This is a genomic window from Legionella dresdenensis, from assembly GCF_042649825.1.
Classification (GTDB): Bacteria; Pseudomonadota; Gammaproteobacteria; order Legionellales; family Legionellaceae; genus Legionella_C; species Legionella_C dresdenensis.
In genome coordinates, this window is the sequence record NZ_JBHSAB010000001.1 from 288,279 (window position 1) to 314,825 (window position 26,547).

Consider the following 26,547-nt stretch of genomic DNA (forward strand, 5'->3'; position numbering starts at 1 on the left):
GTATTGTCATAATGTCAACTCGATGATAGGTGTGAAGCATTCGATTCCTGACACAGGTTGGGCTAAACGAAGTGCAGCCCAACAATCGATGCCAGATTTATGTGATAATACTCGCCAATTCCCTCAAGACAAGGTTATAATAGCGCTTTTTTTAAAGCGTCAGATCAAATAATGCCTAAAAAACTTTTTATCAAAACCAATGGTTGCCAGATGAATGAGTACGATTCATCGAAAATGGCGGAAGTTTTACTGCAGTCTCATGGATTGGAAAAAACCGATCAGGTTGAAGAGGCGGATGTTATTCTGTTGAATACCTGCTCGATTCGAGAAAAAGCTCAGGAGAAAGTTTTCTCCCAATTAGGGCAATGGCGTGAGTTCAAGAAAAAAAATCCCCACGTCGTAATTGGCGTTGGCGGCTGTGTTGCCAGCCAGGAAGGCGGCGATATCATCAAACGCGCCCCCTATGTCGATCTCGTATTTGGTCCGCAAACCCTGCACCGCTTGCCAGCGATGCTTGAGGAGCGTTTCAAGTCGCAAAAACCGGTTGTTGATATCAGCTTCCCCGAAATTGAAAAATTTGATCATTTACCGGCTCCGCGTGCGGAAGGCCCGGTGGCCTTTGTTTCAATTATGGAAGGATGCAGCAAATATTGCAGCTACTGCGTGGTTCCGTATACCCGCGGTGAGGAAATCAGCCGTCCTTTCGATGATGTACTGGTTGAATGTTATCAGCTTGCGGCGCAAGGCGTGCGCGAAATTAATCTGCTTGGCCAGAATGTTAATGACTACCGCGGCCAGATGGAAAACGGCGATATTGCCGATCTTGCATTGTTAATTCACTATATTGCCGCTATTGAAGGCATAGGCCGGATTCGCTTTACCACGTCGCATCCGCTTGCCTTTTCCGATAACCTGATTAATGCCTTTGCCGAAGTGCCTGAATTAGCCAATCATTTGCATTTGCCGATACAAAGCGGCTGTGATCGTGTTTTGGCAATGATGAAACGTGGCTATACTGCGCTGGAATACAAATCAAAAATCCGTAAACTCCGCAAGGTGCGTCCTGACATTCGTCTGTCTACAGATATTATTGTCGGTTTTCCAGGCGAAACCGATAAGGACTTTCAGGATACAATGGATTTGGTTCACGAAATCGGTTTTGATACCTCATTCAGTTTTATCTATAGCCCGCGCCCAGGCACGCCTGCCGCCAATCTGGCTGATGATACCCCGATGGAGGTCAAAAAACAGCGCCTGCAGATTTTACAAAACCGTCTGACGGCCAATGCCGCCCGTTATAGCGAATCAATGATCGGCAGTCAGCAACGAATTCTGGTGACTGGTAAATCAAAGAAAAACCCAAATCAATTGGCTGGACGTACTGAATGTAACCGCGTTGTTAATTTTGACGGTCCGGAAAATCTGGTTGGCCAGTTCGTTACGGTACAGATTAACGAGGCCCTGCCTAATTCATTGCGCGGCCGGCTCGCCGAAGAGTGTCAGGTTACTGTTTAAGATGACTGCTCCCGATAAAGAAATTACTGTTCCGCGCGAATTGCACGGTCAACGAATCGATGCGGTATTAGCCCAGCTGATACCGGATTATTCTCGTTCCCAGCTTACAAATTGGCTTAAGCAGCAAAAAATTACCGTTAATAATCGCTTGCTGAAACCCAAAGACAAGGTAAATGGCGGTGAAACTATCCAATTTGCCGTTGATTTTGGCAATCTGGATAATAAAATGGAGTCTTGCCAACCAGAAGATATCCCGCTTGATATTGTTTATGAAGATGAATTTCTTCTGGTAATTAATAAACCAGCCGGCCTGATTGTACATCCTGGCGCTGGCAATCCCGCGCATACACTGGTAAATGCCTTGCTCCATCACAGCCCTTCCCTGCAACAGATTCCCCGTGCCGGCATCATCCATCGTCTTGACAAAGATACAACTGGTTTGCTGGTTATCGCCAAAACACTGGCAACACACACCAGTCTTGTCCGCCAGATGCATGATCGGGAGATACAACGGCGTTATATTACTCTGGTACAAGGTCATCTTGTTTCCAGCGGCACTATTGATACTTTTTACGGCAGACACCCGCGTAACCGCTTGAAAATGGCTGTCTGCGAACATGGCCGGGAAGCAATTACCCATTATTTCATCAAAAAGCATTATCAGGCATTCACTTTATTAGATGTTCAGCTGGAAACCGGACGTACTCATCAAATCCGAGTACACATGGCCCATATTAATCACCCGGTAATTGGCGATCCACTCTATGGCAGAGTTCGTTTTCCTCGTGAAGCGGCTCCTGAACTGATCAATGCTTTGCAAAATTTCCGAAGACAGGCTCTACACGCTCATACCCTGGCGCTGGTTCATCCCGAGACCGCCGAGCACTTGACTTTTGAGGGCGCTTTACCGGATGATTTCCAGACCTTGTTAACTTGTCTGGATACCTATCTTGTTTGATTTACCTGCGAACTGGCCTGCTCCGGCCAACGTCAGAGCTTTGACGACCACTCGGCAGCATGGCGTTAGTCAGGGCAATTATGCCAGTAATAACCTTGGGCTGCATGTTAATGATAATGCAGAACACGTATTCGCTAACCGTGCTTCAGTGATTCAGCGGTTAACATTGCCATCGCCGCCTGCCTGGCTTGATCAGATTCATTCAACCAAATGTGTTTTGCTTGAACAGGACAATGAGCGGCAGGCAGATGCAGCCATCACGCGAAGCGCCGGAAATGTCATTGCTATTATGACTGCAGATTGTCTGCCCATTCTATTATGCAATCGGCAAGGCACTGAAATTGCTGGTATACATGCCGGCTGGCGCGGTTTGGTCAATGGCATTATTGAAAATACCCTGACCCGGCTCTACAGTAATGCAAGTGATATGATCGCCTGGATTGGTCCATCTATTTGCGGAAAATGCTACGAAGTGGGTGATGATGTGCGCAATGCCTGTCTCAACCATTATGCTTTCGCCGCTGATTATTTTATGCCGCATGGTAATAAATGGCTTGCGAATATGCCTGCAATTGCTGAAGCCGTACTTAAGCAAAATGGCATTGGATCGGTATACCAGTCAGGCGCCTGCACATTTGAAGAGATTAATCACTTTTATTCCTACCGCCGCGACCAACAAACAGGTAGAATGGTATCGCTGATTTGGTTTAATTAAAAACAGGATTTACCTATGCAGACAAATTTACGTTCACTATTCAGCGGCGCTCTATTAGCCTTATGCTCTGTGTCATTCGCAGCTGAGACGCCGCAAGCCCAGCCTACCCTGGCCCCTATTCTGAAACAAGCCATGCCTGCTATTGTTAATATTGCAGTCCAGGGCGTTATCCAGGCTCCTGCTATTGCTCCGCAATCAGAAGAGGATGAAGGAGAAGAAGCGCAGGATCACTCGCAACTTGTTCCTGAGAAACCTCGCAAATTTCAAAGCATCGGCTCAGGTGTTATTATCGACCCCAAAAATGGCATTGTTATTACTAATGATCATGTCATCCGAAATGCAACATCCATTACTGTGACTCTCAATGATGGCCGACGGTTAAAAGCCAAAATGATCGGCAGCGACAGTGAAACTGACCTGGCAGTCTTGAAAGTCGAAGCCAAAAATCTGAAAAGTCTGCCTATTGGCGATTCTGATAAAGCAGAAGTCGGTGATTTTGTTGTGGCAATTGGTAACCCGTTTGGTCTGAACAGCTTTGGTAACAGCCAATCTGCTACCTTCGGAATTATCAGTGCCATGCAACGCAGCGATTTAAATATCGAAGGCGTAGAAAACTTCATCCAGACTGATGCCGCGATTAATCCCGGCAACTCAGGCGGCGCTCTGGTTAATACCAAGGGCGAACTGATTGGAATTAACACTGCCATCATTTCCCCTTATGGCGGAAATGTGGGTATCGGCTTTGCTATTCCTATTAATATGGCTAAAGAAGTTGTCGTACAATTAATTAAATATGGCTCTATTCACCGCGGCCTGATGGGAATCTATGTTCAACACCTCACCCCTGAACTTGCTCAGGCCATGGGTTACAATGAGAACACACAAGGCGCATTAGTTTCACAGGTTAATGAAAACTCCCCGGCAGAACGCGCTGGTCTGAAACCTGGCGATATTATTACCCAGATTAACAATACTAAAATTACCCAGGCAACGCAGGTAAAAACAACTATTGGCCTGTTACGCGCCGGCAGCGATGTCAAACTTGTTGCCCTTCGGGATGGTAAAACCCTGACATTAAATTCGGTAGTTACTGATCTTAAAAAACACGAGCAGCAATTACAGGCGCTTAACCCCTTCCTTTACGGTCTGGCATTGAAAAATTTCGAGCAAGATTCGCCGCTCCATGGCCATATCACTGGCGTACAAGTAGTCGGCGCTTCTGAAAACAGCGCAGGCTGGAGAGCCGGTTTACGTCCGGGCGATGTGATTATCAGCGCGAATAAACAATCTACCTCCAATGTGAAATCATTGCAGACAATCGCGCAGCAGAAAAAACCTCAGCTTTTACTGCAGGTTCTGCGAGGAACTGGTGCACTGTATATATTGGTGATCTAGGATGAATGAATGTTGGGTCTAACGACCCATATCCGTTCGGCCTGAGGAAAATGCGAAGCATTTGTCTCGAAGGCTTGGCACCGTGCCACAGGCTTCGAGACAGCGCTAAAGCGCTTCCTCAGCCCGAACGGTTTTTTGAAACGGGTACATTAATTCCTTTTAAACATTAACCATCTTCTGCCGAACACTTGGCAAACATTCCGGATAATTTTTCACTATAAAATTAACCAGCTTTTCACGTACTTCACAACGGAGATCCCAAGCTACTGAAGGACTTTTGGCGCTGCATAAAATACGTAACTCCATGACTTCCGCTTTTAAATCGCTAACCTGAATTGTGCTTACGTTCCCATCCCATAATTGAGTATTTTGTAATATATTTTTAAATTCATTACGAAGTTCATTAACTGGTAACGTGTAATCTGCATAAAGATAAACCACCCCAATCAGATTAGAAGATTGCTCACGGCTCCAGTTTTGAAACGATTTTTCCAGAAAGTAATTTGTGGGCAATACCAGGCGGCGCCAATCCCAAAGCTTGACAATAACATGGCGAAAATTGATTTCCTCTACGGTACCGAATTCATTTTCTACTACCACAGCATCACCAATTTTAATTGGCTGGGTCAAAGCAATTTCAAGGCCGGAAAACAAGCTGGTTAATGAGCGTTGCGCAGTAAAAGTCAGTAGTAAACCGATAACACCTGCTGTAGTTAATACGCTAGCGCCCAGCGCACGGACATTATCAAATAACATCAGGATGGCGCCCAAAGTCAAAATCACAAGCAGCGCATAAGCAATACGTTTTAAAATCAGTATTTGGGTATACATTTTCCGGGCTGTCAGCTCGCCCGCTGTTTTGGCTGTGTAGTAGTGCAAAATCAACTGCTCGGCAATATTAATCAACTTAAACAAAATCCAGGATATTGCACTGATAATTAAGATCCCACTGGCTTTCTCCAATAAAAATGACAGTTCTTCCGGGAGTCCGAGATAAGGTAAAACTGCGTTAATAATAATTAACAGTAAAACGGTTTTAATAACAGTCGAAATGAATGGTAAAATAATATTTGTGATCTCATGATGACTGAAATAAGAAGTGCGCATTAAATAATTAGTGGATTTATTGATTATACGAATAAACAGCCAGTAAATACTCAACGCAAATCCAAACCATGATACAAAATTAACCAGCAAATTTAGCCTCGGTTTATTTTCAAAATGGTAAAGATAAATAAGATAATTATTATAAAAATAATTTGCTGAAATTATTATTAATAACCCCATTAATGGCGGTAAAATTAATTTTATAGCCTGATTATTTAATGCCGGACTTGTTTTAAACACCATAATTGTACCTCTTTGATGATAATAAGAGCATCAATTATAGTGAAATAATGAGACATCCATTGTCAATAATATTGTGACAAATAGTTTTATTAAAGGAGTGTTGGGCTTCACAGCCAACACTCCTTTTAAAACGATAATTCCACAGGTACCGCATCAAAATAGCATTTAATCATCGTTTCACTGATGTCTTCCAATCTCTTAGGCTGCCAGCGCGGTGATTTGTCTTTGTCTACCAGCAAGGCGCGTATCCCTTCATAAAAATCATGTCCAGCCATAAAATGGTTAACCAGACGATAATCCATGATCAGACACTCAGCCAGCGAGAGTTTTTTTGCCCGCTGAAGCTGTTCGCAGGTCACTGCCATACTGAGCGGCGACTTTTGCTGTATGGTCCGGCTTATGTTAATTGCCCATTCATCCTTACTGGCAGCCAGCTTCTCCGCAATCGTCCTGGCGTTGCTTTCAGAAAAATAATGATTAATATTATCCATTGCATTCAATATCGGCGCCTGTTGTGCCGGTTGAGAAAACTGATTCAAAAATTCGCTGACGCGCTTATGGGCATCACTGGTTAAATCCAGTGCGACCAGACCAGTAACTACCTCAGCCAGGCTTTCTGAATCAATGCAATGTCTGACCAACCCAAGGGCTAATGCATCCTGATTATTTAATCGATTTCCGGTCAACCCGAGATAATTCCCGCTTGCGCCAGGGCAGCGAACCAAGTGATAACTCGCGCCAATATCAGGAAACAGACCGATCCCCGTTTCAGGCATGGCAAAAACAAAGTTCTGCGTTGCAACCGGATGCGAACCATGGAGAGAGATTCCAACCCCTCCCCCCATAGTAATGCCGTCCATTAAAGCAATATAAGGCTTGTTATAATGATGAATACAAAGATTCAAACGGTACTCATGCCAGAAAAATTGCAACTGTTGCGGATCTTTTGCCTGTCCAGCATCGTATATTCGCCGGACATCGCCGCCGGCACAAAAAGCCTTGCCAGGCTCAGCCTGAATAATTACTGCATGAACAGTTGAGTCATCCTGCCATTGCAGCAATTGCGCCTGCATGGCCTGAATCATTGCAAGCGTCAATGCGTTCAAAGCCTGTGGACGCGCCAGCGTAATGATTCCCAGATGATGTCTTCGTTCAAAAACTATATCCATCAATCAGGCTCCTTTAAATTGCGCTTTACGCTTATTTAAAAAAGCGTCTACCCCTTCATTTTTGTCAGCGGTAGCGCAGGCCATTGAAAAATGAACCGCTTCCAGATGCAAGGCATCAGGCAACGTCAGATCGTAACCGCGATCTATCACTTCCATGGTGCTGGCAATCGCAATGGGCGCCATATCAAGAATTGTTTGTAAAATATTTTCTCCCTGCTCGATTAAAGCCTCGGGTTCGAACACTTGCGTGACTAATCCCCAATTTAAAGCGGTTTCAGCGTTAATGAAACGTCCGGTCAGGCATAGATCAAGCGCCCTTCCCTTACCAACAAGCCTTGCGAGCCGCTGTGTGCCGCCATAACCGGGAAGTACGCCCAGTTTTACCTCTGGTTGACCAAACTGTGCTGTTGTTGCAGCAATCCGAATCGTTGCCGCCATTGCCAATTCACAACCGCCGCCAAAAGCAAAACCATTAATCGCAGCCAGCGATGGTTTGCCTAATGTTTCCAGTTTACGGAAAATCCCCTGGCCCTGACGAGCAAACTCATAGCCAGTCTGGGCATTGCATTCCGCCAGGCGTGAGATATCAGCGCCGGCACAAAATGCTTTACCCGCACCTGTTAAGAGAATTGCCTTGATTTTGTTATCGCTAGCCGCCTGGGTAAAAATTTGATCCAGGCCATTTAATACATCATTGTTCAGTGCATTTAATTTATCTGGCCGACTTAAAGTAACCCGTAAAATTCCCAGGCTGTTAAGATCTTGTTCTATTACACTCATTCTTTTGCTCCTGCTAGTCGATTAAATATTCACTGTCCAATGCGGTTTTAGCGATAATTTCACGCATAATCTCATTTGTGCCTTCCAGAATCTGATGGACCCTGAGATCACGAAACAAACGTTCAATCTGGTAATCATGCAGATAACCATAACCGCCATGCAACTGCATTGCTTTATCGCTGATTTTGAATGCAGTATCAGTAGCCAGGCGTTTTGCCATGGCGCAGTACATAGGCGCTTTGCTATCATTTTTATCCAATGCATCGGCAGCGCGGTACACCATTAAACGGGCTGCTTCGAATTCGGTTAGCATATCTGCAAAATAAAAACGCAAAGCCTGCATTTGCGTCAGCGGCTTGCCGAATTGTTCTCGTTCACGCATGTAGTTGCTGGTCAGGCGTAAACAGGCCAGCGCTCCGCCTAATGAACAAGAGGCAATATTAACTCGTCCGCCGTTTAATGCGGTTAACGCAATTTTAAAACCAGTTCCCTCATCACCGACTCGATTGCTGACTGGAACCCGGCAATTTTCAAAAAACAGCATTGCCGTAGGCTGGCTGCGCCATCCCATTTTCTTTTCCAATTTCCCAAAACTGAGTCCAGGGGTGTTTTTTTCAACCAATAGGCAGGAAATACCATGATGAGTCTCATCGCCAGTTCTTACCATACATAAATAAGCATCGCTTACCGGTGCGCCAGAAATAAAAGCTTTGGTACCATTGATGACATAATGATCACCGTCCACGACCGCCCGGGTTTTTAACGCAGCGGCATCTGATCCTGACCAAGGTTCAGTCAGACAGTAACTTGCAAGCGCCTGCATTGAAGTCAGGCGCGGCCCCCATGCCGCTCGCAAGCCCTCATCAGCGAAGCGGTCAATCAGTGTGGCCACCATGTTATGAATTGAAAGATAAGCGCTGGTTGTAATACAGCCTGTGGACAGTTGCTCAAAAATCAGGGCTGCATCTAATCGTGACAAGCCGGCACCGCCAATATCCTCGGCAGCCACTATCCCTGCCATACCTAATTGCGCAGCTTCCTTAAGCGTCTCAACAGGAAAATGGCTCTGTTCATCCCATTTTTCCGCATTCGGCGCTAATCTGTTACGGGCGAATTCAGCGGCCATTTCCTGGAAAGCCAAATGTTCCTCATTTATTTTAAAATCCATAATTCTTTCCTTAGCGTCTTGCCATTGAAAATATATTATTGCCAATTTTTAGCGTTCATGAAATACAAAAAGCAAAAAACTCATGGAAACGGCACTGAACACACTATTTATTGAATCATGCAAACCGGCAGGATTGCATCTTCCACGACCGGCAGCTGCTTAACCTTAATTTGCCAGTGTTCTGCTAGCTCGCTTTTGATTCTATTAATTTCTCTTTCCCCAAAGCCATGGGTTATAAAATATGCTTTTCTCAAAAGTTCCTTAATAATGTATTGCTCACGCTCGTTAAGATCATGGTTTGATGCATGGTAATTTAGAATGGCGCCAACAATGTCGCGGATAGACTTGGCACCGGCAATCGCCGACCTTAAGTCTTGCGTTGATTGCTGTAAGGGGAACGTACTGGTTTTATAAGAAAATATACAATCATAGCCCCCTTTTAAATAGATGTAATTAAAAGCCATGGCCATTTCACTTTTAAAATTTTTCAAGTGAACCGCAACGCGTGTTAGCGTAGCTTGATGTATTCGTTCGCGCTGGTTATCATGCAGCTGCTCAGGCTCATCTAATTTAATAGAGACATAGCCAAGATAAGTTTCACTTCGGATTTTTAATTCCCATAAAACTGCATCATACAGAGACATAAATCGATTCTTATACTCTCCAAACGGAAGAGGAATAGCGTTATAAAAGCGCCAGGCCTCTGTTGCCAGAACATCAGAAAAATAGTTACATTTCAGCAGCATCACTAACAAATGACCTTCTGAAGTGCGGGATGCTACTAAGCAATCGCATAGAACCGCGTTTTGATCCGGCATTACACGAAACACCGCTTTTAAATCCGGTACATTTGGGTAGGATTTGTTTACAGCATCTCTTACACAAGCGGTAAGCCCATCCACCCAATCTTTGGAGGAACCGCGTTTAAATAAATATTGTTCAGAATCTGTTAATTGCAGGCGTGGCGTTAAACAGTAAATCATTACCTTTGAGCCTTTATCGATTATTAAGCTGTTCACTGTTGTTTTTAACGAAGTAAAGGCAGTATAAAACCCTGCACCAATATCAAAATTATTCCCAGCCAAATCAAGTATTTCTAATACAGGCTGTTTTAAACCGGCTAATAAGTCGCTGAACTGCGAGGGGGTAAGCTTTTCCAGTTGATTATTAGCCAATGACAGTTTACGGATGTCAGGGTGTAAAGAGGGAATGGCATTGATAAAATCCGGTTCCTCGCCAAGCTGGTTATGTGCCAGATCAACATCAGTTACCCACTCAGGCACAGCTCCAAACACCTGAACTATTGCCTCTGGGGGGTTAAATTTACAGTTATTGATAATTAAAGATTTAATACGTTTATGCAAGCTCGGTAAACCAGTAATTAAATTTCTGGTTTCGTCCGGGTTTAAATCATAACCATCAAGTATGAGCGCTGTGATCCGATGAGGTATGTTTTCAACCAGTTCTTTAAACGATACTTGCGGATGGGAAAAAACATCGCCAGTTAAATTCAGGGAGTTCGCTGGTGTTTTCAGGGAACGAAGATGCTCAAGAATAACTTCTTTACTCCATAACCCGTTAACAATAAATTGTCCGTTTGACATTAATATTCCTTTGTTATTATATCACGGGCTATTATTATAGATAATGACATTTATATCAACATATTAAGCAGATGATAGCCAATTACCCAGGCAGAATTTATAATTCTTTCCTTAGCGTCTTGCCGATGAAAATGATATTATTGCCAATTTTTAGCGTTCGTGAAATACAAAAAGAAAAAACACATGGAAACCGTCGCAAAACCCGCTATTTTAGGTAAACAACCCGCACAGGCATTAAAGAAATTTTTTGGTTATGATGCTTTTCGCGGCCTGCAGGAAGGCATTATCAATGATGTGATTGCCGGTGAAGATTTATTAGTGCTGATGCCCACCGGCGGCGGAAAATCGCTTTGCTACCAGATACCTGCTTTAATCAGACCCGGCGTTGCCATTGTGGTATCGCCCCTGATCGCCTTAATGGAAGATCAGGTTGCTGCCTTGAAATTGCAGGGTATCCGTGCCGCCTATTACAACTCTACCCTGTCCAGTGAAGAATCAAGACACGTTCTGGCGCAATTACATAATGAACAGCTGGATTTGCTCTATATTGCCCCGGAAAGGCTGGTCAACCCGGCGTTTATTGAACGCCTTAACGAATGCCGGATAAGTCTTTTCGCCATTGATGAAGCACATTGTATTTCCCAGTGGGGGCACGATTTCAGGCCGGAATACGCTGAGCTTGGCCGTTTAAAACAGGCGTTTCCTGACACGCCGGTTATTGCCCTGACTGCAACGGCTGACAAGCAGACCCGGGTTGATATAGTCGCCAAATTAAATTATCAGCCCAAAGTATATCTGGCATCTTTTAACCGCCCCAATATTCACTATCAGGTAGTTGCCAAAAACAATCCGTTCAAACAACTGCTGCGGTTTTTACAAAATCAGAATGGTCAGGCAGGCATTGTTTATTGTGGAACCCGCAATACGGTCGATACCGTTGCCGAACGGCTGCGGAATGAAGGCATCAATGCACGAGCCTATCATGCCGGACTGCCTCATACTGAACGCAAGGAAGTACAATCATTATTTCGTTATGATCGGGTTGAGATTGTAGTCGCTACTATCGCGTTTGGAATGGGTATTGATAAGCCTAATGTCCGCTTTGTCGTTCATTATGATTTGCCAAAGACAATCGAAAGTTATTATCAGGAAACCGGCCGAGCCGGCCGTGATGGACTGCCGGCACGGGCGTTATTGCTTTATGATCCTGCAGACAGCGCCCGTTTACGCAGCTGGGTTAATGATATCAATGATTTAACAAAACAACGCATAGAATCAAGCAAGCTTAACCATATGGTTGCATTTGCCGAAGCAAGCCATTGCCGCCGCCAGATTCTGTTGAATTACTTTGATGAGTCCAGTGAAACAGCCTGTTCTTATTGCGATATATGCGACAGTCCGCCGGTTACTCATGATGCGACCGAAGACGCTCAGAAATTTTTATCCTGTATTTATCGCCTAAAACAAAATTATGGTTTTGCTTACACTATTGATGTTTTACGCGGCTCAAACGCAGACAAAATCAAACAGGCTGGCCATGATAAGTTAAGCACTTACGGCATCGGTAAAAACCAGTCAGCGGCCTATTGGAAACAATTAGGCTGGCAATTAATTCATCGTGAGTATTGTTATCAGGATTTAAATCATTTTAATGTTTTGCGGTTATCAGAAAAAGCAATTATGGTCTTAAAAGGTCAAGAGACCGTAATGCTAGCCATACCAAAAACTGAACTGTTAGAAAAGCCGGTCAAGGTTAAAGAAAAAGGCAAGCCGACACCAACTGATGATCCGTTATTTAATGAATTAAGGATTTTACGGCGAAAAATTGCTGACGAGGAGAATAAACCGCCGTTTATGATTTTCAGCGACAGCACGCTTTATGATATGGTTTATAAAAAGCCGCGAACACTGGATGAAATGCTTGATGTCTCCGGGGTTGGGCAGCATAAGCTCAGTCATTATGGTCAGCAGTTTTTAGACGTGTTGTTACGGCAAAAAGCGGATGTTTGACGTGAGATTGTGTGTTGGGCTTTTCAGCCCATAGCCGTCAAGCTAAGCCCCGATTCCTACGTGCCGCGGCTTGTCCGCGGCATCCATTGGATACTAAATTACGCACTCTGCATCATGGATACCGCGGACAAGCCGCGGTACGTAGGGAATTAGTTTAGTATAAAAATGTACAAAATTCCTTAGCTTGACGGCCATGGGCTTTACAGCCCAATCTACGCTGGTTTTAATTTTAACAGTTCAAATTATGGTAGAGATTCCTGGGCTTTGGCAATTGCCTTGCTAATCGACTTTGCCTCTTTACTGTCTGGCGGAAGCTGGATTAATAATCTGCGCCAATACTCCACTGCTTCGGAAAAATCCTTTCTGTCGTAAGCATCCATAGCCAGCATGGCCAGGGCATCAGGTTGCTTCTGATTAGCCTGCAGTATTTTTTTAATAATGCTTCTTATTTCATCATTAAATTGCTGCTGGTTAAGCTGCCACAGGCTTTGGGCATAATTGACTGCCGTTGCCTCATCTTCGGGTTTCAATCGCATCGATGTAGCAAAGGCTTCGCTTGCCTGTTGCCATTTACCTTCACCGGCATAAAGACGGCCAAGCAAGTACCATCCTTTAGCGCTAGCCGGAGTATTGTCCAGGCGTTGGCGTAATCGATTGATTAACTCATCAGGCGATTTCATGTTCGCCATAATCGCTCGCGCTTTCTCCCGCTGTGCCAATACGGTCTGATACTTCATCCAGGCTGGCCAGGAACCCCATTGGGCGTAGGCTGCAATGAGGAAGGCTGTCAACAATGGCATTACCCAAAGCGCTTTAGCAATTTTCCGCCTGAATGGATACAGGATAAGCGTACCGGCAATAATCCCCAGGCAACCCAAACCGGCTGGTAATAATAAATAAGTCATGTTTTAACCCGCTTCTGACATGTCCGCCAGAAAATTAACAGCCCAAGCAGTAAAAATACCCCAGGCCCAAACCATAACAAGCCAGTTAATGCCTTCACCGGCGGCTTGAAAAGAATAAAATCACCGTAACGCGCGGTCAGATATTGGATAATTTCCGTATCACTCTGGCCTTCCTTAACCATGCTATATACCTGGGCACGCAGATCTTTGGCCAAGCCAGCATTAGAGTCCGCCAGATCCTGATTTTGACAGACCAGACAACGAAGTTCTTTCAGTAAATGATCAAACTGTGCCTGCTGTTTTGCCGTATCGAGAGGATAAAGGCTTTCGGTCCAGCCTGGCTGAATAAAAAACATTGTCAGTAACAGCAATAAAACTCTCATGACCGCTCCTGTAACTCTTTGATTCTGGGCGCAAAGTCTCTTTGCCAGACGTCTTTGCTCAAAATACCGACATGGCGGAACCGGATCACACCCTGTTTGTCGATTAAAAATGTTTCCGGCGTTACATAAACACCCAGGTCAATCGCGGCGTTGCCCTTGCTATCTTCGCCTATTGCCCGATAGGGGTTTCCCCACTCTTGCAACCATTGTAAGGCATTATTTCTATCATCTTTATAATTTAACCCAAACACCGGCATGCCGCTTTTTGACAGCTGTAACAGAAAAGCCTGCTCTTCGATGCAGGCTTCACACCAGCTTGCCCAGACATTGAGTATGCTGATTTCACCCCGCAGTGATTCTGAGGTGAAAATCTGTTTGGGGCCTGTTAACACTGGCAAGCGAAACTCTGGTAAACGGTGACCTAGTTGAGTTGAAGGCAGCTTTTGCGGATCAAGCGATAACCCACGCCAGAACAGAGCTGCCAGAATGACCAACATGACTACCGGTATTGCACGCCAGAGATATTGTTTCATGTACTCACCCTGGTTCTATAATAACGGCGATCAGTCAAGGCTAATAATCCACCGGCAAGAATCAAAAAACCGCCGCCCCAAATCCAGCGAATAAACGGCTTATAGTACAGACGTACTGACCACGCAGTTTGCTGAAGCGGCTCACCGAGCGCGATATAAATATCACGCCAGGGATTTACATCGATTGCTGATTCAGTCATTGCCATCTTGCCGACATTATAAACCCGTTTTTCAGGATAAACAGTTTTGGTTGTATTGCCACGAGTAATAGTGAACACTGTCTGCGCGCCATCGTAATTAGGCCCTTGCAAAGACTGTTCTTTAACAAATTGTATCGTGTAACCTGCAAGCGCGGTTTTGTTACCCGGCGCCAGTTTTACATCGTCCTGAATACCGTATCCGTTTGAAACAGTAATACCAATTACGGTAACAGCAACCCCGCAATGCGCCACAACCATGCCGAACATGGACTGGCTTAAACTGCTCCATCCGCCCTGCCGTACTTTTACGAAGATAAACATCAGCATGGACAGCAACAACCAGGCAGCCAGCGTTAAACCCAGCACCGTATACCAGTTTATTGCGTTAGCAGAAACCACAACAATAATGACTGGTAAAATAATGCTTACAGCAATCAGGGGCATCAAACGTTTAATAACTCGCCCCAGATTATCGCTTCGCCATTTCAGATGAATACCAAGACCCATCATAATCAAAACTGGAATCATCAACGGCACAAACACTGTATTAAAATAGGGCGCCCCAACGGAAAGCTTGCCCAAACCAAGCCCATCAATCAGCAGCGGATAAACAGTCCCCATTAATACTGTCAGCATAATGACGGTCAAAAATACATTATTCAGCAGCAAAGCGCTCTCGCGCGAAATCAAGCCTGGATTTTCCTGTTGCTGCAGATTATGAGCGCGAGCAGCAAAAAGCAGCAACGATCCGCCGATAACGGTTAATAAGTATGCCAATATGTAACTGCCGCGCAGCGGATCAACAGCGAAAGCATGAACCGAAGTCAAAACCCCGGAGCGAACCAGAAAAGTTCCAATCAAACTCAGTGAAAAAGCGGTAATTGCCAGGAGTACAGTCCAGGCCAGAAACTGACGGCGTTTTTCACTCACCGCCAGCGAATGGATAAGTGCAGTACCGACGAGCCAGGGCATAAAAGAAGCATTTTCTACCGGGTCCCAATACCACCAGCCGCCCCAGCCCAGTTCACGATATGCCCACCAGCTACCGAGAGTAATACCTGCGGTAAGGCAACACCAGGCAGCAAGCGTCCACGGCCTTGTCCATTTTGCCCAGGCCGGTTCAAGCCGGCCTAGCCATAATGCAGCAATAGCAAAAGCAAAAGCGACTGCAAAGCCGACATAGCCCATATAAAGCATAGGCGGATGAAATAAAAATCCAAGATCCTGCAGTAACGGGTTAAGATCGCGCCCTTGAGTATCCAGTACTTCAAACTGCCTCGCAAACGGGTTTGAAGTCGCAAGCAAAAACAGGATAAACCCTATACTCAATGCCCCCAATATAATCAGAACCCGTGTTTTGAATGACTGCTCAATATTGGAGCTTAAAAAGCACACTGCCAGCATCCAGGCACTCAATATAGCAACCCAAAGCAACATCGAGCCTTCATGCCCGCCCCATACCGCGCATATTTTATAAAACCAGGGTAAAGAGATACTGGAATTGGTTAACACGTAAATGACGCTGAAATCGTTAGTAATAAAACATACGGTCAGACAAAGCCAGGCTATCGCAATAAAGACAAACTGACCGACGACATACACAGGCGCCGCCTGAATCAGGGTTTGGCTATTTTTTTTCAAACCAACCATTGGTACCACCACTAACAGGCAGGAAAACACCAAAGCGGCAATTAATGAAAATAACCCAAGTTCCGCAATCATGATATTTTTCCTGTCTTGCGTAAGGCATCTTTAACCTGCGGCGGCATGTAATCGGCATCATGCTTGGCCAGTACTTCACTGGCTTTAAAATGGCCGTTATCTGTCATTTGCCCGGTCGCTACTATTCCCTGCCCTTCCCGAAACAAGTCCGGCAAGATACCGTTATAATTCACGATTAAAGTATGATCAAAATCGGTCAATGCAAATTGCACCGCCAAACTGTCCGCACTACGCTGAACACTGTTTTTGACAACCATTCCGCCTAAACGGATAGTCTGATTGTTTTGAACTTCACCCTTGGCAATCTGGGTCGGGGTATAAAACAGGCTGATGTTCTGGCGCAAGGCATACATTACCAGTCCACTGGCTAATCCAAGAACAGTCAGAATAAACAGCAGTAAACTCAATTTGCGTCTGCGAACCGGATTCATCATTGTTTTTTAAACCATTGTTGCAATCGTTTTATTGTACTCTGGCGTTGAAGCCTGATTCCCAGTAAATTCATAACCAGCACTACCGCTACTAACCCATATGCCGGCCAAATGTAAATTGAATAACCACCCATAGCAAGACAGTTTAAAATTTTGGTCACAATTGTCCCCCTTCATATATTTTTCTTACCCAGTTTTGCTTTTTCTCTCGAATTAACAAAGTGTTGCCAGCCCGGTGCAAAATCAGCCAGAAGCAATATAAAGCAAAGCCTGTGAGCGTAAGAAGCAAAGGATAAAGCATCGGTAAAGCAATTTTGGGTTTGGCAAAGGCAGTGAGGGTTGCGCCCTGATGCAAGGTATTCCACCAGTAAACTGAATAATGGATTATCGGCAAATCAATAACACCAACCAATGTCAGTAAAGCGACAGCTTTATCTGACTGATTACGGCCCTGAAAAGCGCTGTTGACAGCCATAATTGCGGCATATAAAAGCAAAAGCACTAATTCCGATGTCAATCTGGCATCCCAAACCCACCAGGTTCCCCACATTGGTTTACCCCACATACTGCCTGTTAGCAGTGCAATAAACGCCATACTCGCCCCTATCGGCGCACTGGCACTCAATATCAATCCGGCAATTTTAATTTGCCATACAATAAGCAATAAGGCGCAAAAAGTCATTAGCGAGTAGATTGCCATCGACATAAACGCCGCTGGAACATGAATATAAATTATCCGAAAGGCATCACCCTGCTGGTAATCAGGCGGGGCAAAAAATAATCCCCAAACCATACCAGTCAGCAATAACGCTATTGCAGCTATCCCTAAACAGCGTAACCAGGACTGGGTAAGCCTGAAAAATGATTTTGGCGATGCCATTTGATATAAAAATTTCCACATCGGAAAGATAACTACCAGAAAAAAAACGGTGATTTTACCATGCATTAATCCGCAAGGCCAATGCGAATAATACCCGTGATGGCAAATGGTAAAAAAGCCGTTGCAATTAATGAAAAAGCCGCAAGCAGGCAAAGATAACCGGAAACGATCCCCCCCTGCAACTGGATACTGATTACCCCGCTGCCAAAAATCAGAACCGGCAGCGATAACGGCAACAGAATTAACGCCATAAATACGCCGCGTTGCTGAACGCCCGTTCCAAAAGCCGCCGCCAGTGCGCATAATGAAAATAACGCCGGCGTTCCAAGCAATAAAGCGGCAATCAACACTAATGTAGTCTGCCAATTGAAATGAAACAGAATTGCAAATAGCGGACAAAACAGGATAAGCGGAATAATTGTCATCACCCACTGCGCGAGAATTTTGGCGCTGATGACAAGATTCAGCGACGGGGCTGAAACCAGCCATTGTTCAATGATACCATCATCATAATCCTGCTGAAACAAACGTTCGGAAGCCAGTAAAATAGCCAGCAGAACAGCCATCCAGATTAGCCCGGGCGCAAAATATTGCAATAAACTGTTATTTGCCGGGATAGTCAGCGGAAAAAAAACAATAACCATAATAAAAAACAGAATCGCATTAACAAGCAGACGCGGTTGTCTTATCTGAGTGAGAAACTCTCTATGCAACTGGCGCACAAAGCACTGACGGGCAGTGATCATAATACATACTCCATACAATCAGCCAATTCCTCTGGCAGATCCTGATGTGATGTCATTACGATCAATCCCCCCTTTTGCAAATGATTTAACAGACATCCGCTGAGCAGTGTTACCGACTGCTGATCGAGGGCAACCAGCGGCTCATCCAGCAGCCATATTAAAGCATCAGTCATTGCAATCCGTAACAATGCCGCCCGCCGCCTCTGGCCTGCCGAAAGCTGGTAACAAGGTTTATCAGCCAAGGGCAGCAGATTGAAATTAATCAACCAACGCTCGATATATTGCCTGTCAGTACAGTGCCAATCGAAATAGCAATTTTCTCTTATGGTCAGGTGCAGATTAAGTCCTGGTCTATGACCTACATAACAAACCAGTTTTTGATACGCAGGCAAATTATCCCTGATCACCTGCTGACGCCATACAATTTCACCGCCTGCAGGTTCCAGCAATCCAGCCAACAGCCGAAGCAAAGTAGTTTTCCCTGCTCCGTTTCCACCGCGCAAGTGTAATAATTGGCCTGCATTGATGCTGAATGAAATATTACTCAGCATTGTTTGCTCAGGATAATCAAATGACAGGTTGCGGACTTCAAGCATTGCGATGAATTTGTAATAAAAATGCGAGCCTATAGCGATTTTATCTGATTGGCAAGCTTTAATATTAAGCTTCGTTTCGTAAAAAATTCAATATGGGTTGATCTAATGATAATACTAATATTGAAATATATAATACATAGTACTATACTACAGTGTAACAAATGTAATGGAAATTGATTTGAAACATTATAAAATAAAAAAATTTACACGCGAGGCAAAAAAGGAATTGGTTAACGATGCTCTTTTAATAGATACCATAAACGATTTTTTGAATTTGGATACACAGAACCAAAATCAATATTCGTTAGGTTCAGGACTATATAAGCTTAGACTTGCAACTAAGGAAGGGAGAGGAAAAAGCGGCGGCTCAAGAACCATTCTTGCCTATAAAGCAAATAATAAAATAATTTGGCTACATTTGTTCTCAAAAAATGAAAAAGGTAACGTCACTGCAAGTGAGCTAAAAAAACTAAAATTATTGTCCACTATTTTACTAAACCTTTCTGAAACTGATATTCAGAGCATGATTAATATGGGCGAGCTGTTGGAGGTAGATAAAAATGTCTAATTTACAAGATACCATTAATTCCATTGCTGAAGGATTACACCGGGCAGAGCTTATAGATATAAAAACGTTGCGGGAATTGAGCGTTCATGACTTGCCAGAATTAATTGAGTACACAGGCGAAGAAATTCAGCAAATACGCAAAAGACAAAAAGTAAGCCAGGCCGTTTTTGCCAAGTACCTCAACGTAAGCGCAGCCATGGTTCGTAGTCTGGAACAAGGTAAGCGCCATGCTCATGGGGCTATTTTAAAATTACTCAATATTGTTGATCGGCACGGAATTGAAGCATTAATTTAGCATGGGCTATAAAGTATAAAATGAAAAAAATGTTATAAATTTTCACCTGTTAAATTGGTAAATAATCAATTTAATTAAATCATCATCGCAAGGTGTTGCTCAATAAATCAAAGGGCTAAAAATTCAGATTTTCCCCATCATCAGGAATTCATCTTGTTTCGTTGAAAAAGTTGCATATATAAAACGCGTGAATCAGGCGGTGCGAGCAAGCCTTGACTCGTCCGCAGCCTCACAGACGATGTTTTACTCCACGCTTGGCGCACGGTTTGATCATGCCTTCCAGCCCAGCGATAATCTTGCGTTTAATCAAAAACTGCTGCTAGGCTGGCGTCATGCCTATCAGGCGATTACGCCGCAGCAATCGACCATGGCCTTCAGCAGCGGCAGTCTGGCTTTTCTGATTAGCGGCACCCCGGTTGCCAAAGATGCCCTGTTGCTTAATGGCAGTCTTGAAGTCACTCAGTTAGCCCGACATCTGCAATTAAGCCTTGCTTATGTCGGCGAATTCGCGCCCGATGTCAATGACAATGGTTTTATGGCTAAACTGGCCTGGCAGTTTCATTAAATAAGCAGGGTCTGTTGACATTTGAAGGCACGAGCATAAAATCACGATGCATTTCTATTTTGAGGATCCAGGATGAATTTTTTAAGCCAATATGGTTTATTTGCTTTAGAGGTATTTACGCTGGTTATCGCTGTCTTGCTATTGGTTGCCGGCATTCTGGCCATGGGTAAGAAGCCCCGCCCCAAGCTCGAAGTTGTTTCATTGAATAAAGATCTGGAAGCGATCAAGGAAAGGATGTGGGAAGAAATAAAAGGAAAAAAGCCTGAAAAAACCAAATTAAGCAAACAGGAAAAGAAAAAGGAAAAAGAAAAACCTTCACTTTATGTTATTGATTTCAATGGTGATATTAAAGCTTCACAAGTCGAGCAATTACGTGACTCAATCACTGCGGCATTGACAATTGCCAAACCGGAAGATGAAATTGTAATCCGGCTTGAAAGCCCTGGCGGTTCGGTTAATGGCTATGGCCTTGCCGCATCGCAATTGCAGCGTATCCGGGATCGCAATATCCCTTTAACGGTTTGTATTGATAAGGTTGCAGCAAGCGGCGGCTATTTAATGGCCTGCGTTGCCAACCAGATTGTCGCAGCCCCTTTCGCTTACATTGGTTCAATTGGCGTTGTAGCGCAATTACCCAATTTTCATCGTTGGTTAAAGAAAAACAATATTGATATTGAAATGTTAACTGCGGGTGAATACAAGCGCACCTTGACTATGTTTGGTGAAAACACTGATAAAGGCCGTGAAAAATTCCAGGAAGATCTGGAAAAAATTCATACGGCATTCAAGGATTATGTTCTAAAGTATCGTAAAGACATTGATATTAATGCTATTTCTACCGGCGAACATTGGCTGGCAATTGATGCTCATAATATGAAGTTGATTGATCTGATAAAAACCAGTGACGATTATCTCGCAGACAAAATGGCGGATTATAATGCGTTTGGAATTACCAGACATGTTAAACAATCTTTGGCAGATCGTTTATTGAAACCGGCTGCCAACATGCTGCAATCGCTACGTGCGGTTTGATTTTGTTGGGTCAAAATGACCCAACCTACGCTTTTTCCGCAACAACGATTAATTCTGAACCTTCATCGTCATTCAATTTCTCATTCACTACTTTGGCAACACAGGAATCAGACCAGACATTCAATGCCGTCTCCAGCATGTCGATTAAGGTATAAAATGGCAAGATAATTCCCATCAGAGTAATAGGTATATTCATGCTGGCTAACAGGCTCGCACTGAGGAAAAAACAGCCCATAGGCACACCGGCGTTACCGATGGCGGCAATAGTAGCTATGATCACCCACAATCCCATCATTGGCAGTGAAACAGCTATGCCATGGTTTTGCATTAAATAAATAACTGTGGCAAAAATAAACGCCGCGCAGCCATTCATATTAAGACTTGTGCAGAGCGGAAGGACAAAACGGCTGATTTCAGGCCTTACATTAAGATTTCTCTCAGCCGTTTCCATCGTCACGGGTAAAGTTCCAACTGAGGATTTTGAAAAGAAAGCAACCGATAATGCCGGTAACATGCCCTTCATTGCTGCAAACGGCCTGATGCCCTGGGTTTTCAGCCATAGCGGCAAGACGACAAAGCCCTGAATAAGGTTAGCCAGAACAATAATTAACAGATACTCCCCTATTCCCTTAATGGCCATTCCATGTTGCAGCTGTACCACTGTCGCAGTGATAAAACCGTAAAGACCTATTGGAATAATTGCAATTACCCAACCGGTAATTACCATTAACAGACTGTGCAATCCCTTAAAGAAAGCAGTAACTGCCTGTCGTGAGTCCGGATCAGGGATAAAGCGGATAGCAATACCAAAGACAATACCAATTAACAGAACGCCCATTACCTGATTTTCAATAAAGGGAGAAAGCATGGTTGTAGGAATCAGGCTGCTAATATGCTCAAAATAACTGAACTGCCCGGCTTTAGGCGCTTCCACATGCCGGTTAATCACCTCAACCATGCTGGGATGAATAAAGATATATAAAAGACAGCTAATCATCGCCGCAACCATGGTTGTTCCCAGCGTATAAGTCATAGACCGCCGCCAGACAGTACCCATAGTACCGTCAGTCTTATAGTTAGATAAGGTCACAATGATTGATAAAGCGATAATCGGCAAACTGATGCATTTGAAAATACGGATAAACAAATCAGAAATAAAAAGCCCGAAAGCCTGAATGAATCCTATGTTAGATAAACCGCTGGCAATACCTAGCAGGATCATTACTGAATATAAAAAGAAAGGATTAAGCCATAGCCTTGGTTGCCGCCTGGTTTGTGCGCACATAATTTTATACCTGTAAAATATGGATATTTGCAATTAAATCAAAGGGAAATGAAAAAGATTAGCAGCAACAACAGCGAGAACAATAATTAATGGAGGGAATAACGAAACTGTTGGCAGGATAATACGCACTATTCATTAGATATGCCTAATTATTGTTCAATGGGATATATATTTTATCATACAGGGATTTAAAAGCAAGCCAAAAAAATTTGTCGTCCCCGCGAATACGGGGAAGCTCTCGAAGGCCAAACCTACGCCAATTCGCTTTGTGTCTGCTTCAATCTGGCAATACGCGCAAACGCCTGCTCTATCCTGCTGACCGTAATCACGCCATCATTGACCAAATCAACGATTGTGTCAATCACTTCCGGAGCGCTAATCTCTCCCAGTTGATTGGCAATAATGACCATATCAGCGCCGGCATTAATAGTCATTGCCAATGCTTCTTTCAGCGGGTAATGATCACTTATAGCCTTCATTTGCAAGTCATCGCTGATAATGACGCCATCAAAACCCAATTGCTGACGTAGCAGACCTGATAAAATCGGTTTGGATAACGTTGCCGGCAGCCCGTCTGGATCAAGATTACGGTTAATGACATGCGCCGTCATTATCATGGCGGTAGCCTCATCAGACTGTGATAATGCCGTATAGGGAACCAGTTCATCTGCATCAAACGTATCGGTGACATCGACAAATCCAAGATGCGTGTCCCCGCTGGCGCTGCCATGGCCAGGGAAATGTTTATAGCAGCAGGTAATACCGAGATCAGCGAAAATTTTTACAAACTCGTTGGCATTTTTCACCACTTCCTGGCTGCCAGCGCCAAAACTTCTTCCTAAACGGCCAATAATGCCAGACTCGGTGGTTAAATTAAGATCGACAACTGGTGCAAAATTCAGGTTAAAACCAAGAAACTTTAAGGTTTCGGCCATTTCCAGCCAATACGCATGTTTTTGGCCTGAAGGCAGGTTAGCAGCTTGTTCCGGTGATTTGGTCTGCATGCAACCTTCAATTTTGGCGAGGCGATCAACCGCGCCGCCTTCATAGTCGATGGCAATAAAAAGCGGCAGTTGTTTACCTGTTGCAGAATTGTGGGAAAAGTGATTCAACATGCGGTTAAGATGAATAATTTGCATCTGATTTACCAGATTTTTTCCTTGCCGAGCATTAGCAAGATCATAATCAAAAAGAATGACGCCGCCTAATCCATCGTTGAGCAACCATTGGCTTACAGGACTGGACTCATTAATTTCAGTACCATTAAAGCCAATAAGAAGCATCTGCGCAATTTTTTGTCGTAAACTAATCACCTTAACACCCACATCTTGTTGCTTTCCTCAAGCATACACCCTTTTGCCGTTAAATCATAATGGAGGAACAGGTGGAATTGCCTTGAAGTCGCAGGTACAAGAGCTGATTGCCGTAGGCGGTAAAGGAACCTGGCCAAAATCACTTGCGAAACAGATAGGAACCACCCATGCAGAAATGGGACCTTTGATTTTATCGGGCAATGACCAGAATTGGAGTCCAGTATATTTCATATCCTCCTGCCCCTGCCAGATAGTTGGAGAGAAGGTTGCAGTAAACTTTATCTTCTGTGAAGGTTCGCAATCGAATGCCTGCCTGTTCCATTGCTTGCCTTTAGGAATCTGGATAGTCGCTAATATATCATCCGTTTCAGCATCGCTGGCAACAACCGTCACTTGATAATTAGTCCAGCAATTATCCTTTGCCAAAGTAAAAAAACACTGGAAAGCCATGACAGATGTAGTGAATACAACCAGAGTAAACAATAATAGTATGCGCTTAAACATCGTCCATCTCCTTTGGGCTTGATTATACAATTATATACACACTGGATAAATTGTGCGAGCCGTGGCCCGCATTTAAAGTTTTGCATCAATAAAAGATTGATTTTTTTATATCAACCCGTTATCCTTGCGGCGCTGGAGAGGTGGCCGAGCGGTCGAAGGCGCACGCCTGGAAAGTGTGTATACGGCAACGTATCGAGGGTTCGAATCCCTCTCTCTCCGCCAGCATCTATTTAATTCCCCCGTTGATTATTATACGAATATCCAGTTTAGGTAGTAGCCTTGATGGAGCGAAGTGAAATCAAGGTTTTCCCCTCTTCCCTGGGGGAGTAAGAACCAGTACCAATCTCTCCAGTAATCCCTTTCCTTTAAAAGCTCTTTGCACACCCTCTGATGCCAGGGATAGCATCTGGTAGCGTCAGGATGATTTCATGCGTGTTTGCAAAAAGCCTATACCTTGATTACGCTTCGCTGCATCAAGGCTACTCCCTATTTTTCATTAAAGTAGGCTTGAACTCAACCTACTGGTTTTGAGTACGCTTTTCATTGTACACTCATGCCACTCTTTGCCAACATTGATTTATTGTGGAAATTCAATCTGCTCAACCAAATTACCTTACTGTTTCGCAACTCAATCGCCAGATTCGGTCTTTGCTTGAATATGATGTGGGTGAGGTACAGGTTGCCGGGGAATTGTCGAATCTGGCGAAACCGGCTTCGGGGCATCTGTATTTTACTTTAAAGGATGATCAGGCTCAGATACGTTGTGTCTTCTTTCGTAACCATCATACCCGGGAAACGCGCCAGTTTGATAATGGACAGCAAGTAATCGCCAGAGGGAGATTGAGCCTGTATGAAGCACGTGGGGATTATCAATTAATTGTTCAGGAATTAACCTCGGCAGGTTTAGGCGAATTGTATCGGCAATTTGAATTGCTGAAAGCCAGACTTGAACAACAGGGCCTGTTTGCTCAGGCGCGTAAACGCCCTATCCCTCGTCTTCCTTCAGCCATCGCCGTTGTTACCTCGGCAACCGGCGCGGCAATTAAAGATATCCTTAGTACACTCGCCCGCCGTTTTCCAATAGCCCATGTTTATGTATATCCCACTGAGGTACAGGGCAAAGATGCAGCCGTGCGGATTGCCAAAGCAATTAATCAGGCTAATATCGATGGCCTGGCAGAGGTGATGATTCTGGCACGCGGCGGTGGCAGTATTGAAGACTTGTGGGCTTTTAATGATGAACAATTGGCATTAACCATTGCGAACAGCCGAATACCGATAGTATCGGGCGTTGGCCATGAAACTGATTTTACCATTGCCGATTTTGTGGCTGATTTACGGGCAGCTACTCCAACAGCTGCAGCCGAAACAGTAACGCCGGATAAAATTGAGCTGCATGATTGCTTTTCCGGGTTGATAAATCGTATTCAGACTGCCATGGCGAGCAAAATCAGGCACCAACAATTTATTTTATCGCATCAGCTAGCCAAACTCACATCACCTGAGCATATCATTTCAAGCCACTGGCAAACACTTGATTATCTTGAACGGCGCCTGCATCAGCAATTACAGGCTCAAATTAACCGCAATCGCCACCGTCTGCATCTGGGCAATGCTGCTTTACATGCCAAAAATCCAATTGTCTGTCTTCATCAGGCTCAGGCCCGGATTATTCTGCAACAGCAACAACTGGTTCAGGCAATCAGACACCATTACGAAACCGCCTCCCATCATTTCCAGAAGCAACTTGCCAAACTCCATACTGTCAGCCCGTTAGCCACGCTTCAACGCGGATACAGCATTGCAACACATAATGACAGTGTCCTTTTTGCAGCAGATCAGGTTGAATTGAGCGACACTATTGATTTACGATTAGCCAAAGGCCGTTTGAGCTGTAAAATAATTGGTAAAGGAGTATAAAATTT

At 44.3% G+C, this 26,547-nt stretch carries 27 protein-coding genes and 1 tRNA gene; 11 read left to right on the forward strand and 17 right to left on the reverse strand.

Features of this window, described 5'->3' with window-relative positions; genetic code table 11:
- Positions 1 to 171: 171 nt before the first annotated feature.
- From miaB to ACFORL_RS01315, 4 genes are read left to right on the forward strand one after another with little or no spacing between them, the layout of a single operon-like run.
- Positions 172 to 1,515 (forward strand): tRNA (N6-isopentenyl adenosine(37)-C2)-methylthiotransferase MiaB, encoded by a 1,344-nt coding sequence (gene miaB / locus ACFORL_RS01300; RefSeq protein ID WP_382340333.1) that lies wholly within the window; start codon positions 172 to 174, stop codon positions 1,513 to 1,515.
- Between the two features lies 1 nt (position 1,516).
- Complete coding sequence (rluD, locus tag ACFORL_RS01305) at positions 1,517 to 2,473, forward strand: 23S rRNA pseudouridine(1911/1915/1917) synthase RluD (protein ID WP_382340335.1); 957 nt, start codon at positions 1,517 to 1,519, stop codon at positions 2,471 to 2,473.
- A complete protein-coding gene (gene pgeF, locus ACFORL_RS01310; protein WP_382340339.1) occupies positions 2,466 to 3,188 on the forward strand; it encodes a peptidoglycan editing factor PgeF in 723 nt (240 codons plus the stop codon). Before rluD ends, pgeF begins: the two co-directional genes overlap by 8 nt.
- A gap of 15 nt (positions 3,189 to 3,203) precedes the next feature.
- A complete protein-coding gene (locus ACFORL_RS01315; protein WP_382340341.1) occupies positions 3,204 to 4,583 on the forward strand; it encodes a Do family serine endopeptidase in 1,380 nt (459 codons plus the stop codon).
- Between the two features lie 159 nt (positions 4,584 to 4,742).
- Here the strand turns inward: ACFORL_RS01315 and ACFORL_RS01320 are convergent, their stop codons facing one another.
- From ACFORL_RS01320 to ACFORL_RS01340, 5 genes are all read right to left on the reverse strand, one after another.
- The gene (locus tag ACFORL_RS01320) at positions 4,743 to 5,933 is read right to left on the reverse strand and encodes a mechanosensitive ion channel family protein (RefSeq protein WP_382340343.1); all 1,191 of its coding nucleotides are present in this window, start codon (positions 5,931 to 5,933) and stop codon (positions 4,743 to 4,745) included.
- 125 nt (positions 5,934 to 6,058) lie between these two features.
- A complete protein-coding gene (locus ACFORL_RS01325) occupies positions 6,059 to 7,102 on the reverse strand; it encodes an enoyl-CoA hydratase/isomerase family protein (RefSeq protein WP_382340345.1) in 1,044 nt (347 codons plus the stop codon).
- A gap of 3 nt (positions 7,103 to 7,105) precedes the next feature.
- Positions 7,106 to 7,882 carry an enoyl-CoA hydratase/isomerase family protein gene (locus ACFORL_RS01330; RefSeq protein ID WP_382340347.1) on the reverse strand — a complete coding sequence of 259 codons (777 nt, stop codon included), beginning with the start codon at positions 7,880 to 7,882 and terminating at the stop codon, positions 7,106 to 7,108.
- Positions 7,883 to 7,895: 13 nt separating this feature from the next.
- Complete coding sequence (locus tag ACFORL_RS01335) at positions 7,896 to 9,050, reverse strand: acyl-CoA dehydrogenase family protein (protein ID WP_382340349.1); 1,155 nt, start codon at positions 9,048 to 9,050, stop codon at positions 7,896 to 7,898.
- Between the two features lie 107 nt (positions 9,051 to 9,157).
- Positions 9,158 to 10,654, reverse strand: a complete 1,497-nt coding sequence (locus tag ACFORL_RS01340; protein WP_382340350.1) for a hypothetical protein — start codon at positions 10,652 to 10,654, stop codon at positions 9,158 to 9,160.
- A gap of 183 nt (positions 10,655 to 10,837) precedes the next feature.
- Between ACFORL_RS01340 and recQ the strand changes: the two genes are divergently transcribed.
- Positions 10,838 to 12,664: a DNA helicase RecQ gene (gene recQ, locus ACFORL_RS01345; RefSeq protein WP_382340352.1), complete on the forward strand. Its 1,827-nt coding sequence runs from the start codon at positions 10,838 to 10,840 to the stop codon at positions 12,662 to 12,664.
- Between the two features lie 242 nt (positions 12,665 to 12,906).
- Here recQ and ACFORL_RS01350 read toward each other — a convergent pair whose 3' ends face one another.
- The 9 genes from ACFORL_RS01350 to ccmA are packed head-to-tail and all read right to left on the reverse strand — an operon-like array spanning position 12,907 to position 19,060.
- Complete coding sequence (locus ACFORL_RS01350) at positions 12,907 to 13,569, reverse strand: tetratricopeptide repeat protein (protein WP_382340354.1); 663 nt, start codon at positions 13,567 to 13,569, stop codon at positions 12,907 to 12,909.
- Entirely contained in the window at positions 13,566 to 13,952 is a 387-nt protein-coding gene (locus ACFORL_RS01355; protein ID WP_382340356.1) for a cytochrome c-type biogenesis protein, read from the reverse strand. Before ACFORL_RS01355 ends, ACFORL_RS01350 begins: the two co-directional genes overlap by 4 nt.
- Entirely contained in the window at positions 13,949 to 14,485 is a 537-nt protein-coding gene (locus ACFORL_RS01360; protein WP_382340357.1) for a DsbE family thiol:disulfide interchange protein, read from the reverse strand. The genes ACFORL_RS01355 and ACFORL_RS01360 overlap by 4 nt, the downstream gene beginning before the upstream one ends.
- Positions 14,482 to 16,407, reverse strand: coding sequence for a heme lyase CcmF/NrfE family subunit (locus tag ACFORL_RS01365; RefSeq protein ID WP_382340359.1), 1,926 nt, complete (start codon positions 16,405 to 16,407; stop codon positions 14,482 to 14,484). The genes ACFORL_RS01360 and ACFORL_RS01365 overlap by 4 nt, the downstream gene beginning before the upstream one ends.
- Positions 16,404 to 16,838, reverse strand: coding sequence for a cytochrome c maturation protein CcmE (ccmE, locus tag ACFORL_RS01370; RefSeq protein WP_382340848.1), 435 nt, complete (start codon positions 16,836 to 16,838; stop codon positions 16,404 to 16,406). The genes ACFORL_RS01365 and ccmE overlap by 4 nt, the downstream gene beginning before the upstream one ends.
- The gene (ccmD, locus tag ACFORL_RS01375) at positions 16,838 to 16,972 is read right to left on the reverse strand and encodes a heme exporter protein CcmD (protein WP_382340850.1); all 135 of its coding nucleotides are present in this window, start codon (positions 16,970 to 16,972) and stop codon (positions 16,838 to 16,840) included. The genes ccmE and ccmD overlap by 1 nt, the downstream gene beginning before the upstream one ends.
- A gap of 23 nt (positions 16,973 to 16,995) precedes the next feature.
- Positions 16,996 to 17,784, reverse strand: a complete 789-nt coding sequence (gene ccmC, locus ACFORL_RS01380) for a heme ABC transporter permease CcmC (protein ID WP_382340361.1) — start codon at positions 17,782 to 17,784, stop codon at positions 16,996 to 16,998.
- Positions 17,784 to 18,464, reverse strand: a complete 681-nt coding sequence (gene ccmB / locus ACFORL_RS01385) for a heme exporter protein CcmB (protein WP_382340363.1) — start codon at positions 18,462 to 18,464, stop codon at positions 17,784 to 17,786. The genes ccmC and ccmB overlap by 1 nt, the downstream gene beginning before the upstream one ends.
- Positions 18,461 to 19,060, reverse strand: a complete 600-nt coding sequence (gene ccmA, locus ACFORL_RS01390) for a cytochrome c biogenesis heme-transporting ATPase CcmA (protein ID WP_382340365.1) — start codon at positions 19,058 to 19,060, stop codon at positions 18,461 to 18,463. Before ccmA ends, ccmB begins: the two co-directional genes overlap by 4 nt.
- A gap of 178 nt (positions 19,061 to 19,238) precedes the next feature.
- Between ccmA and ACFORL_RS01395 the strand changes: the two genes are divergently transcribed.
- The 4 genes from ACFORL_RS01395 (at position 19,239) to sohB (ending at position 21,520) form a co-directional block, all read left to right on the forward strand.
- The gene (locus tag ACFORL_RS01395) at positions 19,239 to 19,628 is read left to right on the forward strand and encodes a type II toxin-antitoxin system RelE/ParE family toxin (RefSeq protein WP_382340367.1); all 390 of its coding nucleotides are present in this window, start codon (positions 19,239 to 19,241) and stop codon (positions 19,626 to 19,628) included.
- The gene (locus ACFORL_RS01400; protein ID WP_382340368.1) at positions 19,621 to 19,923 is read left to right on the forward strand and encodes a helix-turn-helix domain-containing protein; all 303 of its coding nucleotides are present in this window, start codon (positions 19,621 to 19,623) and stop codon (positions 19,921 to 19,923) included. Before ACFORL_RS01395 ends, ACFORL_RS01400 begins: the two co-directional genes overlap by 8 nt.
- Positions 19,924 to 20,122: 199 nt before the next feature.
- Positions 20,123 to 20,488, forward strand: coding sequence for an autotransporter outer membrane beta-barrel domain-containing protein (locus ACFORL_RS01405; RefSeq protein ID WP_382340370.1), 366 nt, complete (start codon positions 20,123 to 20,125; stop codon positions 20,486 to 20,488).
- A 72-nt stretch (positions 20,489 to 20,560) separates the two neighbouring features.
- Entirely contained in the window at positions 20,561 to 21,520 is a 960-nt protein-coding gene (gene sohB, locus ACFORL_RS01410; protein ID WP_382340372.1) for a protease SohB, read from the forward strand.
- Between the two features lie 25 nt (positions 21,521 to 21,545).
- Here sohB and ACFORL_RS01415 read toward each other — a convergent pair whose 3' ends face one another.
- The 3 genes from ACFORL_RS01415 to ACFORL_RS01425 all read right to left on the reverse strand — a co-directional run bounded on the left by ACFORL_RS01415 (position 21,546) and on the right by ACFORL_RS01425 (position 24,622).
- Positions 21,546 to 22,805, reverse strand: coding sequence for a dicarboxylate/amino acid:cation symporter (locus ACFORL_RS01415; protein WP_382340374.1), 1,260 nt, complete (start codon positions 22,803 to 22,805; stop codon positions 21,546 to 21,548).
- 251 nt (positions 22,806 to 23,056) lie between these two features.
- Positions 23,057 to 24,118, reverse strand: a complete 1,062-nt coding sequence (locus ACFORL_RS01420; RefSeq protein ID WP_382340375.1) for a glycoside hydrolase family 3 protein — start codon at positions 24,116 to 24,118, stop codon at positions 23,057 to 23,059.
- 54 nt (positions 24,119 to 24,172) lie between these two features.
- Positions 24,173 to 24,622, reverse strand: a complete 450-nt coding sequence (locus ACFORL_RS01425; protein WP_382340377.1) for a hypothetical protein — start codon at positions 24,620 to 24,622, stop codon at positions 24,173 to 24,175.
- A gap of 134 nt (positions 24,623 to 24,756) precedes the next feature.
- On the opposite strand from ACFORL_RS01425, the gene ACFORL_RS01430 reads away from it, so the two are divergent.
- Together ACFORL_RS01430 and xseA are read left to right on the forward strand one after the other, a co-directional pair.
- A tRNA-Ser gene (locus ACFORL_RS01430) sits at positions 24,757 to 24,844 on the forward strand.
- A 360-nt stretch (positions 24,845 to 25,204) separates the two neighbouring features.
- Positions 25,205 to 26,542: an exodeoxyribonuclease VII large subunit gene (gene xseA, locus ACFORL_RS01435; protein WP_382340379.1), complete on the forward strand. Its 1,338-nt coding sequence runs from the start codon at positions 25,205 to 25,207 to the stop codon at positions 26,540 to 26,542.
- Positions 26,543 to 26,547: the final 5 nt, after the last annotated feature.

Coding starts and splice junctions, on each gene's coding strand:
- miaB (WP_382340333.1), top strand. CDS start 172: ATGCCTAAAAAACTTTTTATCAAAACCAATGGTTGCCAGATGAATGAG.
- rluD (WP_382340335.1), top strand. CDS start 1,517: ATGACTGCTCCCGATAAAGAAATTACTGTTCCGCGCGAATTGCACGGT.
- ACFORL_RS01315 (WP_382340341.1), top strand. CDS start 3,204: ATGCAGACAAATTTACGTTCACTATTCAGCGGCGCTCTATTAGCCTTA.
- ACFORL_RS01320 (WP_382340343.1), bottom strand. CDS start 5,933: ATGGTGTTTAAAACAAGTCCGGCATTAAATAATCAGGCTATAAAATTA.
- ACFORL_RS01325 (WP_382340345.1), bottom strand. CDS start 7,102: ATGGATATAGTTTTTGAACGAAGACATCATCTGGGAATCATTACGCTG.
- ACFORL_RS01330 (WP_382340347.1), bottom strand. CDS start 7,882: ATGAGTGTAATAGAACAAGATCTTAACAGCCTGGGAATTTTACGGGTT.
- ACFORL_RS01335 (WP_382340349.1), bottom strand. CDS start 9,050: ATGGATTTTAAAATAAATGAGGAACATTTGGCTTTCCAGGAAATGGCC.
- ACFORL_RS01340 (WP_382340350.1), bottom strand. CDS start 10,654: ATGTCAAACGGACAATTTATTGTTAACGGGTTATGGAGTAAAGAAGTT.
- recQ (WP_382340352.1), top strand. CDS start 10,838: ATGGAAACCGTCGCAAAACCCGCTATTTTAGGTAAACAACCCGCACAG.
- ACFORL_RS01350 (WP_382340354.1), bottom strand. CDS start 13,569: ATGACTTATTTATTATTACCAGCCGGTTTGGGTTGCCTGGGGATTATT.
- ACFORL_RS01355 (WP_382340356.1), bottom strand. CDS start 13,952: ATGAGAGTTTTATTGCTGTTACTGACAATGTTTTTTATTCAGCCAGGC.
- ACFORL_RS01360 (WP_382340357.1), bottom strand. CDS start 14,485: ATGAAACAATATCTCTGGCGTGCAATACCGGTAGTCATGTTGGTCATT.
- ACFORL_RS01365 (WP_382340359.1), bottom strand. CDS start 16,407: ATGATTGCGGAACTTGGGTTATTTTCATTAATTGCCGCTTTGGTGTTT.
- ccmE (WP_382340848.1), bottom strand. CDS start 16,838: ATGAATCCGGTTCGCAGACGCAAATTGAGTTTACTGCTGTTTATTCTG.
- ccmD (WP_382340850.1), bottom strand. CDS start 16,972: ATGGGTGGTTATTCAATTTACATTTGGCCGGCATATGGGTTAGTAGCG.
- ccmC (WP_382340361.1), bottom strand. CDS start 17,784: ATGCATGGTAAAATCACCGTTTTTTTTCTGGTAGTTATCTTTCCGATG.
- ccmB (WP_382340363.1), bottom strand. CDS start 18,464: ATGATCACTGCCCGTCAGTGCTTTGTGCGCCAGTTGCATAGAGAGTTT.
- ccmA (WP_382340365.1), bottom strand. CDS start 19,060: ATGCTTGAAGTCCGCAACCTGTCATTTGATTATCCTGAGCAAACAATG.
- ACFORL_RS01400 (WP_382340368.1), top strand. CDS start 19,621: ATGTCTAATTTACAAGATACCATTAATTCCATTGCTGAAGGATTACAC.
- sohB (WP_382340372.1), top strand. CDS start 20,561: ATGAATTTTTTAAGCCAATATGGTTTATTTGCTTTAGAGGTATTTACG.
- ACFORL_RS01415 (WP_382340374.1), bottom strand. CDS start 22,805: ATGTGCGCACAAACCAGGCGGCAACCAAGGCTATGGCTTAATCCTTTC.
- ACFORL_RS01425 (WP_382340377.1), bottom strand. CDS start 24,622: ATGTTTAAGCGCATACTATTATTGTTTACTCTGGTTGTATTCACTACA.